Here is a 21,370-nt window from a genome sequence, read left to right as displayed (position 1 = left end):
GATTATGAGTAAAGATCTGCAAATTCAAAGTATATTCCGATTAACCCCGATGCAACAAGGAATCTTGTTCCATAGCCTGCTAGATCAAACTTCGTACGCCTATTTTGAACAGGTGAGTCTTACCTTGAACGGCTTACTCGAGGTAGAGCTTCTGGATCGAAGTCTTTCTGTTCTATTTGAGCGCCATGAAATATTGCGCAGCAATGTTTTTCACGTCAATATTGAAGAGCCTAAATTGATCGTATTTCGGCAGAAGCATCCAGCAATTCACTTTGAGGACATTTCTTCACTAACGCAATCTGACCAGGTGGCCTATATAGAACAGTTTGTTCAACGTGATAAGGCCAACGGATTTGATATTACCCGGGATGAGTTATTCCGGGTCTCCATATTGCAGTGTGCGTCTGATGTATACAAGCTGATCGTTAGCTTCCACCACATCATTATGGATGGATGGTGCTTAGAAATCGTTTTGAAAGAATGGTTCCAGATCTACACATCATTGCAAAAAAATGAGCCAGTTCAACTGGGGGAAGCTCCTTCTTATGAAAAATACCTCAAGTGGTTGGACAAGCAGGATACAGATATAGCGCTTACGTTTTGGGAGCGATATTTGGATGGTTTTGAACAGCAGAGTATCTTGCCTGCGAGTGGTAAAGGGAGCCATGTTGATTACGATCCACAGCAGCAAATCTTTAGCTTTGATTCGCAATTAACGGGTCAGTTGGAATCACTGGCCAAAGAACTCAAGGTTACTTTGAGTACATTGTTTCACTCTATCTGGGGTTTGCTATTGATGAAATACAACAACACCCGCGACGTGGTATTTGGCTCTGTCGTTTCCGGTCGTCCGTCAGATATTCCGGGAGCAGAAAACATGGTAGGCCTATTTATCAATACTATTCCAGTGCGTATATCGAGTGAAGAGGATCATCTTGTTTTTTCGGATTTCGTCCAGCATGTACAACATTCGGTTATGGAGGCGGGGCAGCATCATTATGTGCCCCTTGCTGATATTCAGGCGGGTAGTTTGTTGAAGAGTAATCTGATACACCATATTTTGGCCTTTGAAAATTTCCCGGGTATGGAGGAAGCTTCCGATCACGAAAACGAAAACAGTTTAGCGGTTTCGGAGATGGCTGGCTTTGAACAGACTAATTATTCTTTCAACCTTAACGTTGTCCCCGGTGAGAAACTGCGGATGAAATTCAGCTATAACGGTCTATTATACGAACCAGAATATATAGATCGATTAGGTCGACATGTTGAGGAAATCGCCCGCACTATAGTTTCGTCTGCTGATGTAGTTTTGCACGAAATAGATATTATTCTTCCAGAAGAAAAAGAAGTGATTTTGAAGAAATTCAACGGGACGGCCGCGCCTTATCCAAGGGAGAAGACGATTCATCAATTGTTTGAGGAGCAGGTGGAGCGAACACCGGAACATCCGGCAGCCCTATACCAAGATCGGCAATTGACGTACCGGGAGCTCAATGCCCAAGCGAATCGGGTGGCTCACGTCCTGCGGAAGAAAGGCATCGGACCCGACCAGATGGTGGGCATCGCAGTTCATCGATCGCTGGAGATGATCGTCGGCCTGCTGGGGATTTTGAAGGCAGGCGGGGCGTATCTGCCGTTACATCCAGAGGACCCGGAAGAACGGCTGGGATTCATGCTGGAGGATAGCGGGGCATCTATCCTGCTGACCCAGCGGGATCAGTTGGACCGCCTTCGTCCGCACGGAGCCGACCGCGAGCTGATCACTATCGAAGATTTGCTGGTGGAGGGGATGGAGCTTACAGGAGAAGAATGCGAGAAGAACCCGGAACCTGTTAATCGCTCGAGCGATTTGGTGTACGTGATCTATACGTCAGGCTCCACCGGCAAGCCGAAGGGGGTCATGATTGAGCACGCTTCATTGATCAACCGTCTGCACTGGATGGAACAACGAATTCCGTTTGGAGCGGAGGATGTGATCCTGCAAAAAACGCCTTATACCTTTGACGTATCGTTGTGGGAGCTGTTCTCGTGGGCGATTCAGGGAGCGACAGTATGCTTTTTGGAGCCAGGAGGCGAGAAAGACCCGGCAACGATAGCCGAAACGGTGGAGGCCAACGGGGTAACAGCGATCCATTTTGTGCCATCCATGCTGGGAGCGTTCCTGGAGTATATCGAGCACAGCGGAGCCGCCGGGAAAATGCGGAGTGTACGGCGAGTATTTGCCAGCGGGGAAGCGTTGATGACAGAGCATGTCCGCCGATTTAACCGTTTGCTGGGGACCGAAGGAGCTACGCTGCACAACCTGTATGGACCGACCGAAGCAACGGTAGAGGTGGCGTATTACGACTGTCCTGCGGACCAGGAACCGGAGAGTATTCCGATTGGGAAGCCGATTGACAACGTGAAATTATATATTTTGGACCATAAAGACCGATTGCAGCCGATAGGTGTACCGGGCGAGCTGCATATTGGAGGGGACTGCGTAGCCCGAGGATATGTGAATCGGAAAGAACTGACGGAGGAGAAGTTCGTAGCGGACCCCTATGCGGCGGGGGGACGGATGTACCGAACGGGAGACTTGGCGAGATGGCTGCCGGATGGAAACATTGAATATATGGGTCGGATCGACCATCAGGTGAAAATTCGGGGCTACCGGATCGAACTAGGTGAGATTGAAGCGGCCTTACTCGCGTATGAAGGTGTCAGGGCGGCGACGGTACTTGCCCTTGATGATCGAGATGGCGGCAAATATTTATGCGCATATTTCGAAAGCGGAGAAGGTTTGAACACATCTATTTTAAGGGCACATTTGAAGGCACTTATACCGGATTACATGGTGCCAAGTCATTTCGTCCGGCTAGATGTTATGCCGCACCTGTCCAGTGGCAAGGTTAACCGTAAAGCGCTACCCGAACCGGATCATGGGATGCGAGCCACCAGCTATGTTGCACCAAGAAACGAAACGGAAAGAAAACTAGCCGAGATTTGGGAGAAGTTGCTGGACATATCCTCCATCGGTATACATGACAACTTTTTTGAACTGGGTGGACATTCACTAACGGCGACTCGACTTATGTCTCGAATCAATAAGTTGCTGCAAGTTGAAATTCCACTCCGTGATATTTTTGCACATCCGACCATCGAAGAAATGAGTGTTTTGATCTGCGGACCAGAGGTTGCAGCTGGGACGATGATGGATATTGCTCCTGCCGAGCTACGCGATTCTTATCCAGTGACATCCGTTCAAAAGAGACAAATGATTTTACATCAGTTTGAAGGAGCAGAAACAGCATACAATATGCCCTTTGCCTTACTGATGGAGGGAGAACTGGACATCCAGCGGCTGGAGCAAGTGTTCAGGGATCTAATAGATAGGCATGAGGCATTGCGGACATCATTTGAGTGGGGCACAGAGGAGCCAGTACAAAAAATTCATAGTGAGGTTCCATTTCAACTGAGTTTCCAACAAGCTGATGATATCGGAATAGAAGCACAGGACAAACAGATTCAAGCGATATTCAAAACGTTCGTAAGACCGTTTGACTTAGGTCAGGCTCCATTATTGCGGGCGAAGCTGGTGCGTATTTCGGACAATAGGCATATTTTGATGGTAGATATGCACCATATTGTTGCAGATGGTGTTTCCATGAGCGTTTTGGCTAATGATTTCACGACATTGTATCACGGGAACTCACTGCCACCATTGCGTATTCAATATAAAGACTACGCCGTTTGGAATAGTGAGTGGATCAAAGAAGGACACTTGATTAAGCAGGAACAATACTGGCTAGACTTGTTTTCGGATGAGCTTCCTGTCCTTAATCTACCAACTGATTTCACGAGACCTCAAGTACAGAGCTTTGAAGGTGACCGGTATTCTTTTCAAGCTGATAAGACACTTCGTGAAGGTCTACAGCAATTTGTTGCAGAAAATCGGACCACTTTATTTATGGTACTGCTATCGGCTTACAACGTATTGCTGCATAAGTATTCAAGCCAGGAAGATATCGTGGTAGGGTCTCCAATAGCAGGTCGTAATCATACGGATTTAGAAAATATTATGGGGATGTTCGTTAATACACTTGTGCTGCGTAACCGCCCAGCTGCTGACAAAACGCTCAAGCAATTTTTACTGGAGGTGCAAAGAAGCAGCCTGGAAGCATTCGAACATCAGGATTATCCAATAGAAGATCTTGTAGATAAGCTCGAACTTCACAGGGATTTAAGCCGAAATCCTCTGTTTGATACGATGTTCTCTCTAGAAAATACCGATTCGGTAAGCCTGCTAACTGACGGGATATCCATATCGCCCTATTCTGTTGAAGCTGGCATAGCCAAAGTTGATTTAACGTTAACAGCAGAAGCGGACCAAGAGGGACTCTCTTTTCGAATTGATTATTGTAATAAGCTGTTTTACAAAGAAAGTATTGAGAGAATGTCGAAGCATTATTTGCAGATTTTACAGACTATTGTGGACTCTGCGGATGCACGGATTGGCGACGTAAACATGGTAACTGCATCCGAAGAAGAGATTTTGTTAACGAAATTTAATACGGTACCCGCTTCTAACGAGAAAGATAACCGAAAATTGCTGCATCAGCTCTTTGAAGAGCAGGTAGCGAAGACGCCGGAGCGTGTCGCAGTATCGTTCGAGGAACAACAATGGACTTACAGCGAGTTAAACGATAAAGCGAATCAGCTTGCCAGAGTGCTTAGAGAAAAAGGAGTACAGGCCAATACGCTTGTAGGCATGATGGTAGAGCGATCTTTTGAAATGATAGTCGGAATCCTAGGGATTTTAAAGGCTGGGGGTGCGTATGTTCCTCTGGCACCAGATTATCCTGCGGAGCGAATTAGTCTGATGCTATACGATTGCAAGATAACACTATTATTGGCTTCCCATCATGTCCTGACTGAATCAACTTTCATAAAAGAGGCAGGAGCAGATGCGTTTGCAGGGGAAATCCTTGATTTGGATCAGCTCGATACTATCGTTAAGGATTTGGATTCTAGTAACTTACCTTATGTGAATGAACCGGATGATTTGGCATATGTGCTATATACCTCTGGCTCAACAGGTAAACCAAAAGGGAATCTGACCATGCATTATAACGTGGAGAGATTGATTAAAAACTCCAATTATATCGATCTTACGGAACAGGATATTCTCTTGCAGTTATCCAACTATGCCTTTGATGGGTCAGTCTTCGATATATTCGGCGCTCTGGTCAATGGTTCTAAGCTGGTTCTCTTACGTAAAGAGAATATGCTGAATCCAGAAAAACTGTCTTCCTTAATTCGAAATGAAAATGTCTCGGTATTTTTTATTACTACCGCCTTGTTTAACACGTTGATAGAAACCAATATTGAATGCTTTACTACAATTCGCAAAGTACTTTTTGGTGGAGAGCGGGTTTCGCTACCGCATGTGAGCAAGTTGTTTGAACATATCGGACCCCATAAAATGCTCCACATGTACGGTCCTACCGAAAGCACGGTCTTTGCTACTTGTTATGGTGTAGATCAGATTCATGAACGGAAAGGTACAATTCCGATTGGAGCCCCGATTACAGGTACTACTGTGTACATTCTGGATAAAAATCTTAAATTGCAGCCTATTGGTATACCGGGAGAGCTTTGTATAGCAGGGGATGCACTATCCCAGGGCTACTTGAACCTACCTGATTTTACAAACGAAAAGTTTATAGATAATCCATTTAATCCAGGCGAGAAAATGTACAAAACAGGTGATATTGCAAAATGGCTTTCAGATGGAAATATTGAATTTGTAGGCCGCCAAGATCATCTGGTGAAAATTAGGGGGTTTCGTATAGAGCTTGGAGAAATTGAAAATCAACTACTATCCCATGAACGCATTAAAGAGGCAATAGTTGTAGCTAAACCGGATCCATCCGGTCAAAATCGTATTTCTGCATATATGGTGACAGATGGGGAATTAAATACTTCAGCTATTCGCCGTTACTTGGCGAAGTATCTACCAGATTACATGTTGCCATCCAGCTTAATCCTGCTGGACAGTTTGCCACTGAACGCTAATGGCAAGGTGGATCAGAAGAAACTGCCAGAGCCTCATATTAACTTAGACTTGAGCACGCTGTATGAACCACCAACAAGCCCTACGGAAGAGAAGTTGGTCAAAATTTGGGAAGGCGTGCTGGGACAAGAGGGAATTGGAATTAGTCACAGTTTTTTTGACCTTGGAGGAGACTCTATTAAGGCCATTCAAGTGATCGCAAGGTTGAGCCAAGAGGGATTAAAGCTGGATATGAAGGACATATTTCAGCACCCTACTGTTCAGCAAGTAGCACCATATGTCCAACGTCGTTCCAGAATCATTGACCAGAAGGCGGTAACAGGTGAGGTACAGCTAACTCCAATCCAAAGATGGTTCTTCGAAAATGTACAGGATGATCGGAACCATTTTAATCAAGCAGTTATGTTGTTTACTAGTGGTGTATTTGATGAAGAAGCCCTAAAGACTGCTTTGGAGAATATTATTATTCACCATGATGCCCTACGAATGGCGTATGAGATTGGTCAGAGTTCTGTTTGCCAATACCATACGGAGACGCAGTTAAGGCCTTTTCATTTAAATATTTATAATCTACAAGGAAATAACGATGCTGAAAGCAAGATTGAGGAAGAGGCGAGTCGGCTACAGGCTACCATGGACTTAAGAGCAGGCGAGATGATCAGGGTGGGCTTGTTCCAAACAGATCAAGGCCAGCATTTGCTGATTGCTATTCACCATTTGGTTATTGACGGGGTCTCCTGGCGAATCTTATTGGAAGACTTGGAGAGCGCATATACCCAGGCATTACAGGGTAAGGCTATCGCTTTGCCGGATAAAACGGACTCTTTTCAGTATTGGTCTGACCGGCTTGCAGAGTATTCGAACAGTCGGACTTTACTGAAGGAGAAGGCATATTGGCAGCAAATTGAAGGTGTTCAATGTGAGTCTCCATTTCCTCAGAAGAGCACAGGTACTGATGAGGGTGGAGTGAAAAAAGAAAGAACGAGCATAGCTGTCCGGTTGGACAAGCAAAATACACAGCTACTGCTTGGAACTGCTCATCAGACCTATAATACCGAAATTAATGACTTATTGTTATCAGCACTTGGTTTGGCTATTAAGCAATGGGCGGGTAGTAAAATCTTCGCTATTAATCTTGAAGGACATGGCAGGGAAGAGATTATGGAGGAGATTGATGTTACTCGAACCATAGGTTGGTTTACTTCGATGTTTCCTATTGTTCTGGATATGAGGGATAGTGAAGATATTTCATCTGTTATTCGGCGAACTAAGGAAATGATTCGGCATATCCCTAATCGAGGGATTGGCTACGGAGTTCTGAAGTATTTGACCGATGTGGAACATACTCAAGATTTAGATTTTAACATACAGCCACAAATCAGTTTTAACTATCTGGGACAATTTATGGATGGTACGCAAGAGGGGAGCTTTGAATCGTCACCGCTATCTCCGGGACGTTCTGTTGGTGAAGGGGCAGAAAGTCATTTTACACTGGACATTAATAGTATTGTTTCCCAAGACCAACTGTTACTTGAATTTGGATATATTCGTGGCGAGCATGCAGACCATGCTATTGAACAATTATCCCTTATGTATATTGAGCATTTAAAAATGTTAATTAATCACTGTACAAGCATTTCACAGAAGGTTCTCACCCCATCTGATTACCAAGACCATACTCTCTCTATTCCTGAGTTAGATCAGATTCTCAAGCAGTTTGGTGGGACTGAACAAGTAGAGCATATTTACCCGTTAACACCTATGCAGCAGGGAATGCTGTTCCATTACATGATGGAGCCAGAAACTACAGCTTATGTGGAACAAGTCGCGATTGAAATGGAAGGTGAACTGCAGCAGGAACTTCTGGAACAGAGTTTTCAAGAATTGTTGGCAAAATATGAAGTATTGCGTACGAATTTTGTGTTTACCAGTATACGTGAACCTCGGCAAGTAGTGCGTAAACATCAACAAGCAGAGTTTCAGTTTTATGACCTTACCGGGATGGATGAGCAAGAAATTACCGCTTATCTTGAGGATCACAAAAAACAAGATCTTCTGCGTGGATTTGATTTATCCAATAAAGCACTAATACGTATAAATGTATTAAAAACAACTCCTGATAAGTTTCTTATGATGTGGACCTTCCATCATATGATTATGGATGGATGGTGCGTAGGGATTGTCTACCACGATTTTATGAGCATGTATCTAGATTTGAAAAATGGTAGACCGCTTAAGTCTGAGACAGCCCCTGCTTATTCAACTTATATCCGTTGGCTGGAAAAGCAGGACAAAGGGGAGTCCATGCAATATTGGAAACAGGCTTTGGATGGATATGCGCAATGTGCAGTTATACCGAAGACGTTCAAATTGCAGGCTAAAGAAGGTGGTTACCGGACGAGTCAGCTGGAATTTTCGTTAGACCAAACAATGACACGACGATTAACAGAGATTGCATCTCATAATCGGATTACAGTCAACACGTTGTTCCAATCCATATGGGGGGCATTGCTTCAAAGATATAACAATACCAACGATGTAGTATTTGGAGCCGTAGTTTCAGGGCGACCGCCAGTAATCCCAGACATTGAGAGCATGGTAGGTATTTTCATTAATACTATTCCCGTGCGAATTTATGGCGAGGAGAATGAAAGCTTCATTGAAATGGCCAAGAGAGCTCAACAAAGCTCCATCGAATCTGTTAAGTATGAGTACACATCATTAGCTGACATTCAGTCCATAACCACACTGAAGCAAAGCCTGTTAGATCATATTATTGTGTTTGAAAATTACCCGGAGTATGGCGAAGAAGAGGCGCTACAGAAGCACAATCTGAAAATTCATGTGCGAGACATGGCCTTTTATGAACAGACAAACTATGACTTTAATCTTATTGTTTCCCTGAAAGACGAACTGAACATTAAATTTCTGTACAACGCTGATACCTTAAGTAGAGAATTTGTGGAACGTATAAAAAATCATCTAAATGGCGTAGTCCGACAAATCGTGGATAATCCAGAGATAAGTATATCCTCGATTGAAGTAACTTCTTTACCGGAGAAAGAAGTGATTTTGAATGAATTTAACAATACGACAGCGATCTATCCGCGAGCGAAGACAATCCATCAATTGTTTGAGGAGCAGGTGGAGCGAACACCGGAACATCCGGCAGCCCTTTACAAAGGACGGCAGTTAACGTATCGGGAGCTGAATGCCCAAGCGAATCGGTTGGCTCATGTGCTGCGGGAAAAAGGAGTAGGGCCTGATCGTGTGGTGGGGATCGCGGTTCACCGATCGTTGGAGATGATTATCGGACTACTAGGAATCTTGAAAGCAGGTGGAGCCTATCTGCCGCTGAATCCAGAGGACCCTGAAGAACGACTGGCGTTCATGCTGGAGGACAGTGGAGTATCCATTTTATTGACCCAGCAGGAGTTAGTGGAACAGCTTCGCTGTCATGGAACAACCAGGGAACTGATCGCTATCGAAGATTTGCTGGTACAGGAAAAGGAGCAAACAGAAAGAGAAAAGAATCCGGAATCGTTCAATCGCTCGACGGATTTGGTGTATGTGATTTACACCTCGGGATCTACGGGTAAGCCTAAAGGAGTCATGATTGAGCACGCCTCGCTGATCAATCGTCTGCACTGGATGCAAAAGCGGATTCCATTTGGAGCGGAGGATGTAATCCTGCAAAAGACACCATATACCTTTGATGTATCGTTGTGGGAATTGTTCTCGTGGGCCATCCAAGGGGCAACGGTATGCTTTTTGGAGCCAGGAGGAGAGAAGGACCCGGCCACAATAGCTGAAACGGTTGAGTCTAACCGGGTAACGGCATTGCACTTTGTGCCGTCGATGCTAGGAGCGTTTCTGGAATACATGGAACACAGCGGAGCTACGGGGAAAATGCGCAGTGTACGACGGGTATTTGCCAGCGGGGAAGCGCTGATGACAGAGCATGTGCGTCGGTTTAACTGTCTGATAGGAGGCGGCGGTGCCACGCTGCACAATCTGTATGGGCCAACGGAAGCGACCGTGGAGGTGGCGTATTATGACTGTCCTGTCGAGCATGAACCGGAGAGCATTCCGATCGGGAAGCCGATTGATAACGTAAAATTGTACATTTTGGATAAGAAGGACCGTTTGCAACCGATAGGGATACCTGGCGAACTGCATATTGGAGGCGATTGTGTAGCGCGAGGATATGTGAATCGGGAGGAATTGACGGAAGAGAAGTTCGTAGAAGATCCATACGAGCCGGGAGGACGGATGTACCGAACAGGGGATCTGGCCAGATGGTTGCCGGATGGAAATATCGAATATATGGGCAGAATCGATCATCAGGTGAAAATCCGCGGATATCGGATCGAACTGGGTGAGATTGAGGCGGCTTTGCTTGCGCATGATGGAGTTCGGGCAGCGGCAGTACTTGCCCGTGCTGATGACCGAACGGGGATGCCTAGTTTGGGGGCGTATGTTGTTGCCGAACCTCATGTGACAACGGCAATGTTGCGACAAAATTTATCTGTCTCAGTTCCAGAGTATATGATTCCAGCCTATTTTGTATTCTTGGATCAGATGCCGCTCACGTCGAGTGGTAAGATTAATCGTCGTATGCTATTAGAAATTGAGCTGGAATTTGGTACCGGAACGGAATATGTGGAGCCAAGCAGTGAGCTGGAAAAGGAATTAGTTGAGATCTGGATGAGCGTACTTGGTATTGAACATGTGGGTATCGACGATAATTTCTTTGAACTGGGAGGACATTCTTTAACGGCTATTCAGCTTGCATCCAGATTACAGGGGATTTGGAGTAGTGAATTACGGTTGAGCAGTATCTATCAATACCCTACGGTCAGAGAGTTGGCACTACATGTGGAAGGGATGGAAGAAAACCATTCTGCACTTGCCCAACAATTTGATCAAATTATAGCGTTGCTGCATCAAAAGCTGAACGTTAAGGGATGCTTACAACAAGAGCAATTCAATGGAAAATCTTATATCGTTCTGCATCTAGAAGATGGAGCCATTTCTTTTAAAAAAGAGATTATGGAACTGTTGGACATGAAATGCGATGAATCGATTCAGCCTCATTACATCACTTGGCATGGAGAAGAAAACCTGAGACTGGAAAAGGCCAATCTTGAAGACATTAAGAACATATGGACAGAAAGAATTGACAATGATTTGGACGTTTTCTCCAAAGCTATTTTAAGCCTAGGAGTGATAGAGAGACTGCCTGTTTCTCCAACACAACGTTACCATCTCCAACATAGTGATATTTCTGGCACGATTATTCCGCTAGAAAAACATATGAACATGGAATATGTGGAAGAAGCGATTCGGCAGATTATTCGAGAGCAGGATTTGATGAGAAGTACGCTGTGTGAAGAAAACGGAGAATTGCAGTGGCAAGTAAGGGAAGCACCAGATCATCTTCCTGTACCACTGGTTGATATCTCTATGTACGATGAAGATACACAGCAAGTGATTCTGAATAATATCGTCTGGCCTTATTTTTACAGGCAGCATGAACTGAGCAATTCACTCTTATATCGGATATTGATTGTGAAAAAGAATCTGAAAGACTACATGCTTATATTACCTTTTTCGCACTCGATCTTTGACTTTATGAGCAGTGAGATTATTAAGCACCAGTTCAACACTTATTATGAATGTGTACGAGCTGGAAAGGAAACGCCTAAAGGGAGCAGAAATCGTTACTCTGATTTTACAGCTCATATTATGGAAGGACCTCAGGGTGTTGATGATCTGGAACTAGCTACTACCTATAATCTGGATAAGTTTGATCGTGCAATTGGTCGTATAACCGATTTTGTAAGTCAAAAAGCAGTACTTGAAGGGCATACAACTGTCATTTGGGATTTGAAATCTTCCGAGAGAGCAGTTCACTTGGACAACACAAGTCATTGGGAGATTGCATTCTTTACGTTCACTGCTTTTTGTAAAATGTATTTCGAGCTTAGTCAGGTACCCATTTGGGTAACGCAGTATGGCCGAAGCTTTGGAGAGAAGCGTTACTATGATGTTATTGGTGAATTTGTAGATCATATCCCGATACTAACAAATTTAGACCAAAACCTGGTATCTCTAGAACAGCAGGTTCGCAAAAGTGTTCAATGGGCAGCTGAACATAATATCAGCTTTGCTAACTTAATGTATAACCCGGATGTACAGAATGATTATCCTTTATCTGGAGGATACTTGCAGCAGGCTTTGGATAGAATGCCAATTGTATTTAATTTCCTTGGTGAGCTGAGAAGTGAGCATCAACTCCTACAAACGGTGGATCTGGGTAATGTCAATGTTGAAGGAAGAACACGAATCTTATGCGAAGTTTGGCATGATAGCGAGTCTAATCTGTTTGTGGCACTAACTCTACCTTTTTCAGAAGACGAAAGTATAGTACGGAATCATCTACAAAGTGCCTTGGAGCAATTGGAAAGACGCTGGGCAACCGTTCTGTAACTCTTGCCCTAACCGAATAGGGGGATCTCATGAATCAGCCAAAGGAATTTTCGTTTTATGCTCGCCGGAACCTATTTATTTTTTCTGTGACCAGGCTTATATCTGAGCTAGGAAGTTCGATTTTTAAGTTTGCTTTAAGTCTATATATTTTGGATATCACCGGATCGGCCACTGTATTTTCAATGGTGTTAGGCTTGTCCATTCTGCCCGGAGTATTTGTCAATATTTTTGCAGGTGTAGTTATAGACCGGAGCAATAAGAAGAAAGTGCTTGTCATAACCGAAATATTAAGCGGAATAGCGCTACTAATCTTTTTACCCATTTTCTTGTTGGATTCAACCAATGTTATGTTGCTTGCCGTGTTTTCCGTTATATTAAGCCTTATTCAATCATTTACGTTCTTAACGCTGAACGCCTCAATTCCTAACTTAGTGGAAAGAGACAACGTTCATAGCGTAAACTCTTCCTATCAAAGTATAGGAGCAATCATAAATGTACTGGGTCCGATCCTGGGTGCCATAACTTATCGAGCTTGGGGCTTGGAAACGATTGTGATGATTAACGGAATAACATTTATTTCGGCCGGATTGATGCAACTATGGTTACAATTTAGGAAAACTGATGAACAAACGGTATCCTCAAGTTATTTAGACAGTGTCAAAGATGTGTTTGCGTATATAAACAAGCAAAAAGCCATAATGTATTTACTTGTCATCTTTGTCGGTATCAATTTTATGCTCGCCCCATTAGTCCAGGTTGTATTGCCATATGTGACTTATCAGGAACTTCAACTTTCAGCTCAGCAACTATCTGTTATTCAAGGAGCCTGGTTCGTAGGAGTCATCGCGGGAGCCATTGTGGTTTCACGTCGGAAAGTACATCAATTTGTTATTACCAAAATATTTATCCTGTTTCAGCTTCAAGCCATCTTATTCCTAACATGGTGTTTCCCATTATTGTTTCCCTCAACATCAGGAAGCCTGATACAGATGACGTTCATCTTCATTATGATTTTGGCGGTAACCGGATTTTTTAATTCAATGAGCAATGTTCCCATGATATCTTATGTGCAGCTGTATACTCCAGAACATATTAGAGCCGGGGTGTTTGGTGTAATCAGCTCGATCACTATGCTAGCAACTCCGCTCGGAATCGGGTTGTACGGAATACTATTGGATAGAATCCATTGGGTATACCTTCCTCTGGCATCGGGAATAGTTGCTCTGGTGATGGGTATCATGGCTCATAAGAACAAAGCATTACGTAACTTTTTCAGTCAAAATGCCGAACCAGTCCTTAATAGCGTAGGTGAAAAAGAACGAGTATCAGCATTATAAACTGAATTTCTGCCCATGATGATGTGATTGAAGGACCTGATGTTAATGGAAAGGCCAACTTATGTTGGCCTTTTGGTCTTTCAGTTATTTTTTGCTTTGAGTCACTTTCCCCTTCACATCACCGATGCTTACTTTTCCATTGCCGCTCTGAATAATGACAACATCTTTTGCAACTTGATCAATATCCAGAGAGCCGTCACCTAACTCAATATATGCAGTACCCCCTATTTTATCTGCTTGAATATGTCCGTTTACATTTTCAATATTGACATCAGATGAGCTATTTTGAATAGTAATCCCACCATCTCTGTTGGTTAAATCAATGGCTCCACCGATTTCTTTAAGCGTGATATTACCATTCACATTTTCAATGCTTACATCCGAGGCTAAATTCGTTACTTGAATATCTCCATCTCTATGCGGATGTTTAATTTCTAGTTTCATTTTTTCCGGAATGGTTAGCTTGACATCAACTGTTTGGGGACCTGTTGACATGAATTGTCCCTCGAAAAAAGTATTAAGAGTAGCTATACCATCTTCTCCCTCCAGACTTAATTTTAGCTTATCCATGTTGCTGCCATTAGCAACGACACTGGCTTGTATTTTATCTGTATTCTTGTTTCCGACAACTTCAATTTGACCGTTGCTATTATCTAGAACTAAGCTGGAAATACCGGCAGATGATAATTCAAGTTCCTTGTTTAAAGATGTTGCAGGTTTGGATGAACAGGCTGCAATTAACAGTAACATTGAGATCATCACTAAAGTAGTGAGCCATTTCATTACAATCACTCCGTTTCAGAATAGTTAGTATAGATTTAGATTACATCCCGTTTTGTAAAAATAGGATATGAAACGAGATGCATAGCGACCAGATGAAGTAGAAGGAGGAACAGTGAGAAGCCCAAGGTCATTCCTTCCACTGGCGTCGTTCCAAAAAAATAAGGATTGAGATCTGTACTGGAAAACACAAAGTATTTTGTCCAAGGCCATCCATTCATGGTGATACTCAGGACGAATCCTGCTATAGCTGCCAGCATAGAGAACACAATAGAAAATGTAACACTGCGAAATGCTGCAGAAATCATAAATGCAAATGTCAACACGATAACCATAAAAGGTATATTAAATAAGAACCCTCCTAACAAGGCTTGAATCATATCTGCCTGCTGAATGGTTTGATCCTTGACGAAGAAGTAGGGATCGCCGATCCCCTTAAAGCCAAACATTAATCCACCGAAAAATATGGCAGCCAGAAAAGTAAGCAAAACCAAAAATATTCCAAACAAGAGAGTTGCAATATATTTAGAAAAATAAATTTTTGAGCGTGTAGCTGAACGTGTCAGTAAAAATTTGATTGTACCGGCAGAAAACTCAGAGGCTACAATATCGCCAGCCACGATAAGAGCTAAAAGAGAGATACCTACAATTAAATTTCTGGATTGGCTCACTGTAAAACTCCAAGCATTGGATTGAGGAGCGATGTTATGGTCCAAATAATACTGATTCATCAAAATTTTTTCTGCTGCCATTTTTTTCTCAATGGGTAGAGCGTCTGACTTTGCTGCATCTCTCGTTAGCTTTGAATTTTCATGCTGTAAGAGTGTTTTCCAGCCTTCATTGTACTCAGTCATACCAGAACTTTTTAAATTAGCCATCTGGATTAATACATACAAAATAAGCAGTATGATGATAAGCCAGGTACGTTTACGCTTATAAATCTTCATGTTTTCATTGCGAATTAACTGAATCACTTTTCAATTCCCCCTGTGATTTCAATGAATTTATCCTCTAGTGTCTGTTTCGTAATCTGAACGCTGTATATGTTCACCCCCGTATCCATAAGTTTCTTTGTAATACCCGGAATTTGATCCTTTGTAATGTCAACTTGTAGAGTTTGTTGATCTGCAATAATTTCTTTCCCCGCCAGCATGGACTGGAATACAGGAAGAGCCAATTCGGGTCTGTCTACTTCAAACCGAACAGGAGCAAGCCGATTATCCATCATCTCAGCTACATTATGGATACCAATCAGTTTTCCCTTATTTAAAATCGCTACCTGATCACACATCAGTTCCATTTCAGCCATAAGATGGCTAGAAATAAGAACACCAACGCCTTCTTTTTGAGACAGATTGATTAAATGTTCCCGAAGCTCTCTTATTCCTGCTGGGTCTAAACCATTGGTAGGCTCATCAAGTACAAGTAAGGAAGGTTTATGGGCCAGTACAACGGCTAATCCCAGTCGCTGCTTCATTCCTAGAGAGTAAGTTCCCACTTTCTTATCAATGCTGTCCTCAAGTCCGACGAGCGAGATTACTTCCTGAATACGTTCCGAAGAAACCCCTGGAGACATTCTTGAGAAATGAATCAGATTGTCATAGCCGGATAAATATTTGTACAGATCTGGATTTTCGACGATAACTCCAACATGTCTCATTGCCTTTTCAAAGGAGCGATCAATATCTTGGCCGTGGATAAATACCTGGCCTCCCGATTTTGAACTTAACCCCACGATCATCCGAATAGTGGTCGTCTTGCCCGCTCCATTTGGGCCAACAAGACCCATGATTTCCCCCGCCTTTACATCCAAGGACAGTCCTTCAACAATGGTTTTCTTTCCAATCTTTTTACTTAAATTACGAATCTGTAATAGTGACAACAACGATTCCCTCCCCGCCAACAGTTTGATTGTCTATAAAGTATCAGGAGTGCAGTCATACTCCCTAGTGACAAAATGTCATGACCTTGTTATGATGTGAAAAGATTGAAAAAATTACCTTAATTTAAGAAGAATGGGGTACTTACATGCTTGGATGCAATATGCGCTGGTCTTGGCAGGAATGGATTGTTGCTGTATTCCGAATCTTGTGGTTGATTTGCTTTGTTTTGCTATCGTATCAAGACCGCCCATCTTTCCCTTTCACTGTTGTATTTATCTCTGTTCTCGTTTGCTATTCAATACCTTTGTTCATTGATCGAATTCATTACCGCTGGTATTTGTTGGCGGAAGTATTTCTAGTGGGTGGAATTTCTTTGCTATTTGCTCATCAATATGAGCTTGTCCGACTGTTTCTGCCAGCTGTTTTTACGATTTCGTTTTATAGCCGTGGCCGTTCACATGCGGTAACTTTACCTCTTGCGTTGGTGATGTTTTGCCTGGGAGGAAGAGGGGCGTTTCATTGGACGATAGAAGACGTATTCCAGAACCTAGTGGATGCTTCGTTTGTATACGGTATTGGTTTCGGATTACAAATGGCATTTCGTTCTATAGATCGGATCAAACAAAAACTCGAATTAATAAAAAAGCAGTATCAAACCCTGGAGCAGTATTCGACTCAGGTTGAACAAATGACACTATTGGAAGAAAGGTACCGCATGGCTCGCGAGCTGCATGACTCGATTGGCCATACATTCACTTCCATTATCTTAGGTATGGAAACATTACGTCCTTATATCTCTTCTGAAGAGGGGACTGAAAGATTGCAGTCTGTTCTTCAACTTGGTCGCACAGGGCTCGAAGATATCCGAAAGCAAGTTCATCAGATGGACCCTATGGAGGAGGATCCATCTTTGGATCTATCCTTGCTAAATATCATTAATGAATTTAAAAAGAATACTGCCATTCGAGTTGTGTTCAGAACGATGGGGGAGCCGCTTCCTGTCATAAAACAGTCAAAACTGACCTTGTACCGCTGTTTACAAGAATTATTGACTAATGCCAGCCGACATGGGCATGCCAATTCTATTCAGGTGCTTCTTCACTACGACCGTAACCAGATCATTTTGCAGGTGCAGGACAATGGGAAGGGAAGTGACGAAATTAAGTTCGGGTTTGGTCTTTCAGGAATGAAAGAGCGGCTTTCGTCTCTTCAAGGCAAGCTATACCTTCATTCCAAAGAAGGCGAAGGAACGATTGTGACCTGTTCTATACCATTGCTTCAGGATACAGATGTTAGTAATCCAGAGATCAAGGTATTGTTGGTGGATGATCAACTACTCATTCGGGACAGTTTAGGCCTGTTGCTCAAAAACGAACCTGATTTTCGAATTCAAACGGCGGAAGACGGAAACGTTGCTGTAGATCAATGTGCCAGCGACCCGCCAGACGTTGTATTAATGGATGTACATATGCCCCAGATGGACGGTATTACTGCGACGAAGCTAATTAAAGAAAGCTGGCCTAACATACGTGTAATTATGATCACCACCTTTGATGACATTTCGTATGCTACGAAATCACTTGCTTTGGGTGCTGAAGGTTATGTACTAAAATCAATTGATCCAAGAGAGCTGGCTAATACGATACGGCTAGTGCATCACGGAGGAACGATGATAACCCAAGAAGTAGCAAGTACATTGTTTCAGCAAATGACAGGGACGATGAAGAATCCTTATGGACTGACAGAGCGGGAGTTGGAAATTCTGCATTGTTTAACTGAAGGACACCGTTATAAAGCAATTGCAAGCAAGGTTCACTTATCTGAAGGAACGGTTCGAAACTATATTTCGACCATATACTCAAAAATGCAAGTGCAAAGCCGTGACGAAGCGATTGAAAAAGCTAAAACAGAGTTGCTTACAGACTATTAATAAAATGCAAGATGGGTAGACTGCGTGTGTCACTTGTTTAAACAACGTGAAAGAGATATCCTACATTAGACAGAGGTTTTCAGCTTCGGAATTAAAAGAGTAGCTATATACGACCGAACCTAATAGATTGAAGTGAAAATAGCGTCGTCCTAAATTTGGTCGACGCTATTTTTGTATGCTGTGATCCGCAAGTATGTGCAACGTTTACCTTAGCAAAACCGTATATGTAGAATAGCAACTGTATTTTGTTGCATATCCATAGAAGTCTACCATTCTACAAACTTGCATTTGCGCTATCAAATGGGTGATAATGGAAGAGATACTTTCGACAGAAAATAGGGCTAAAGATAGAGAGGATACCTACAAAAGGTAGATCGGATTTACCGCATTTTTGTATATTATTGTAGAATAAGATCGTAATTCAGGTTATAGTAAAGGAAGAAATTAACTAGGATAGATTATACCCAAATACGTAATTGTGGAGGGAAATATGAGTACATTTAAAAATTGGTTGAATACAACTAAAAAAGGACTGGGCGACCAGGTTAAGAAATTTAAGAACAAAGATTTTATGGAAGCTGTTGTTGCAGGTTGTGCATTAGTGGCATTTGCAGACGGTACTATTAGTCCGGAAGAAAAAACAAAAATGGCCGGATATATAAATATCAGTGAGGAATTGAAAGTGTTTGATATGGGTGAGGTCATCAACCGTTTCAATCACTATGTAGCAAACTTTGAATTTTCACCTGAAATCGGCAAACAGGAAGCGTTAAAAGCGATTGGTAAATTAAAAGGCAAGCCTGAAGTAGGTCGACTTGTCGTCGGCGTATGCAGTGCCATTGGTGCAGCTGACGGTGACTTTGATGCCAATGAGCAACGGATTGTTGCTGAGATTTGTGGTGCGCTTGGTTTGAATCCGTCTGAATTTAGTCTGTAAATTTTACGGAAGGGAGGTGTGTTAATCAGTGGCTGTAATTAATCTGGTCAAAGGCCAGAAAATTGATTTGACCAAGGGAAACACAGGACTAACCAAGGTTATAGCCGGATTGGGATGGGATCCCGTGCAGTCCAAAGGATTTTTTGGTTTCAAGAAGCAACCCAATATTGATTGTGATGCTTCTGCCATTTTGCTGGATGCCAACGGGAAACTAACTCAATCTGACAATGTAGTATGCTTCCATAATAAAAAAAGCCCGTGCGGCTCAGTCGTGCATTCCGGTGATAATCTGACCGGAGAAGGTGACGGCGATGATGAACAAATTATGATTGACCTGGCACGGATTCCGGCCAATGTCGATAAAGTGCTTGTTGTTGTGAATATATATGATTGCGTAAACCGGAAACAGGATTTCGGCATGATCGAGAAAGCGTATATCCGCATTCTGGACGGTGCTAATTCTAAGGAACTGGTGACGTTTAATTTATCTGATAATTTTGAGGGAATGACTGCACTGATCTGCGGAGAGCTCTATCGCCATAACGACGAATGGAAGTTTGCTGCAATCGGTGCAGGCACCCATGCCGTACATATTGATGTGCTGGCTCAGCGTTATATGTAATTTTAGATTGCTCATACAAAAACTAATGAGAAACGGGGTACTTACTCATGGCAATTAACTTATCTAAAGGTCAAAAAATCGATTTGACGAAAACAAACCCAGGCTTGTCCAAAATCACGGTTGGTCTCGGCTGGGACACCAATAAGTACGATGGCGGTAAAGATTTTGACTTGGACGTATCCGTATTTTTGGCGAATGCGGACGGCAAAGTGGAAACGGAAAAGAACTTCGTCTTCTTTAATAATCCACAAAACGAGAACGGTTCTGTCGTTCATACCGGAGATAACCGCACAGGTGAAGGTGACGGAGATGACGAGCAAATTAAAGTTGATCTGAGCAATGTACCTGCTAACGTAGAAAAAATCGCTTTTACGATTACGATCTATGATGCACAAGAACGCAGCCAAAACTTTGGACAAGTGTCCCGTGCCTACGCGCGTATCGTAAATGAGGCAAACAACGAAGAATTGGTTCGCTTTGATCTGGGAGAAGATTTTTCGATCGAAACAGGCGTCGTGGTAGGCGAGTTGTATCGCCATAGCGGTGAGTGGAAGTTCAATGCCATTGGCAGCGGTTACCAGGATGGTCTTGCAGGCTTGACACGTGATTACGGCTTAGCTTAAAAAATCTACACAAAGAAGGCAGGTATGCAGTATGACGATTAGTCTTTCCAAAGGACAACGTATTGATCTGACCAAAACGAATCCAGGCTTGACTCGTGTTGTCGTAGGTCTTGGCTGGGATACCAATAAATATAGTGGCGGCGCAGAATTTGACTTGGATGCTTCGGCCTTCCTGCTATATGAGGACGGTAAAGCGAAGGCAGCTGACGATTTTGTATTCTACAATAACCCAACAGGTGGAGCGGGTGCTGTTACTCATACAGGCGATAACCGCACAGGTGAGGGCGACGGGGATGACGAGCAAATTATTATTGATTTTGCAAAGATTCCTGCAAATATCCATCGTATCGGAATTACAGTTACGATTTATGACTATGAGGCACGTGCGCAAAACTTTGGACAAGTGTCCAATGCCTTTGTACGTGTGGTAGATGCGGCAACGGATCGTGAAGTGTTGCGCTACGATTTGGGAGAGGATTTCTCCACCGAAACAGCTGTGGTATTCTGTGAATTTTACCGTCACAATGCAGACTGGAAATTCCAGGCTATCGGTAGTGGTTTTGCTGGTGGATTGGGTGCGCTTGCTAAAAACTATGGCTTGGACGCTCAATAATATCCACATGGGGGTGGTGTCCAAAGGGCGCTACCCCTTTCTTTTTAAGCCATTGAAGGGCGTACGCTGAACACGACAAACGGACAGAAAGGTGACAC

10 protein-coding genes are annotated in these 21,370 nt (G+C 43.1%); 7 read left to right on the top strand and 3 right to left on the bottom strand.

Annotated features, from left to right (window positions below):
• Positions 1–4: 4 nt before the first annotated feature.
• A complete protein-coding gene (locus MMB75_RS16075) occupies positions 5–12,547 on the top strand; it encodes a non-ribosomal peptide synthetase (RefSeq protein ID WP_031462962.1) in 12,543 nt (4,180 codons plus the stop codon).
• Positions 12,548–12,576: 29 nt separating this feature from the next.
• A complete protein-coding gene (locus MMB75_RS16070; RefSeq protein ID WP_019686267.1) occupies positions 12,577–13,884 on the top strand; it encodes an MFS transporter in 1,308 nt (435 codons plus the stop codon).
• A gap of 84 nt (positions 13,885–13,968) precedes the next feature.
• On the opposite strand, the gene MMB75_RS16065 is transcribed toward MMB75_RS16070, so the two are convergent.
• Genes MMB75_RS16065 through MMB75_RS16055 form a run of 3 tightly spaced genes read right to left on the bottom strand, consistent with a single transcriptional unit; the run spans position 13,969 to position 16,546 of the window.
• Entirely contained in the window at positions 13,969–14,667 is a 699-nt protein-coding gene (locus MMB75_RS16065) for a DUF4097 family beta strand repeat-containing protein (protein WP_019686268.1), read from the bottom strand.
• 35 nt (positions 14,668–14,702) lie between these two features.
• On the bottom strand, positions 14,703–15,638 hold the full coding sequence (locus MMB75_RS16060; protein ID WP_017426299.1) for an ABC transporter permease: 936 nt from the start codon (positions 15,636–15,638) through the stop codon (positions 14,703–14,705).
• Complete coding sequence (locus MMB75_RS16055) at positions 15,635–16,546, bottom strand: ABC transporter ATP-binding protein (protein WP_017426300.1); 912 nt, start codon at positions 16,544–16,546, stop codon at positions 15,635–15,637. Before MMB75_RS16055 ends, MMB75_RS16060 begins: the two co-directional genes overlap by 4 nt.
• Positions 16,547–16,692: 146 nt before the next feature.
• Between MMB75_RS16055 and MMB75_RS16050 the strand changes: the two genes are divergently transcribed.
• The 5 genes from MMB75_RS16050 to MMB75_RS16030 all read left to right on the top strand — a co-directional run bounded on the left by MMB75_RS16050 (position 16,693) and on the right by MMB75_RS16030 (position 21,272).
• The gene (locus MMB75_RS16050) at positions 16,693–18,477 is read left to right on the top strand and encodes a helix-turn-helix transcriptional regulator (RefSeq protein WP_044786355.1); all 1,785 of its coding nucleotides are present in this window, start codon (positions 16,693–16,695) and stop codon (positions 18,475–18,477) included.
• 490 nt (positions 18,478–18,967) lie between these two features.
• Positions 18,968–19,414, top strand: coding sequence for a tellurite resistance TerB family protein (locus tag MMB75_RS16045; RefSeq protein ID WP_013369616.1), 447 nt, complete (start codon positions 18,968–18,970; stop codon positions 19,412–19,414).
• A gap of 28 nt (positions 19,415–19,442) precedes the next feature.
• Complete coding sequence (locus MMB75_RS16040; protein ID WP_017426303.1) at positions 19,443–20,036, top strand: TerD family protein; 594 nt, start codon at positions 19,443–19,445, stop codon at positions 20,034–20,036.
• 47 nt (positions 20,037–20,083) lie between these two features.
• Positions 20,084–20,659 carry a TerD family protein gene (locus MMB75_RS16035; RefSeq protein WP_016821472.1) on the top strand — a complete coding sequence of 192 codons (576 nt, stop codon included), beginning with the start codon at positions 20,084–20,086 and terminating at the stop codon, positions 20,657–20,659.
• 31 nt (positions 20,660–20,690) lie between these two features.
• Positions 20,691–21,272: a TerD family protein gene (locus MMB75_RS16030; protein ID WP_013369619.1), complete on the top strand. Its 582-nt coding sequence runs from the start codon at positions 20,691–20,693 to the stop codon at positions 21,270–21,272.
• The last annotated feature ends 98 nt before the right edge of the window (positions 21,273–21,370 follow it).

This window comes from Paenibacillus sp. P2(2022) (assembly GCF_029522175.1).
Taxonomy (GTDB): domain Bacteria; phylum Bacillota; class Bacilli; order Paenibacillales; family Paenibacillaceae; genus Paenibacillus; species Paenibacillus polymyxa.
The sequence above is the reverse complement of the archived record's forward strand: the minus strand, read 5'-3'. Positions and strand labels throughout refer to the sequence as shown.

Coding starts and splice junctions, on each gene's coding strand:
- MMB75_RS16030 (WP_013369619.1), top strand. CDS start 20,691: ATGACGATTAGTCTTTCCAAAGGACAACGTATTGATCTGACCAAAACG.
- MMB75_RS16070 (WP_019686267.1), top strand. CDS start 12,577: ATGAATCAGCCAAAGGAATTTTCGTTTTATGCTCGCCGGAACCTATTT.
- MMB75_RS16050 (WP_044786355.1), top strand. CDS start 16,693: ATGCTTGGATGCAATATGCGCTGGTCTTGGCAGGAATGGATTGTTGCT.
- MMB75_RS16065 (WP_019686268.1), bottom strand. CDS start 14,667: ATGAAATGGCTCACTACTTTAGTGATGATCTCAATGTTACTGTTAATT.
- MMB75_RS16075 (WP_031462962.1), top strand. CDS start 5: ATGAGTAAAGATCTGCAAATTCAAAGTATATTCCGATTAACCCCGATG.
- MMB75_RS16035 (WP_016821472.1), top strand. CDS start 20,084: ATGGCAATTAACTTATCTAAAGGTCAAAAAATCGATTTGACGAAAACA.
- MMB75_RS16045 (WP_013369616.1), top strand. CDS start 18,968: ATGAGTACATTTAAAAATTGGTTGAATACAACTAAAAAAGGACTGGGC.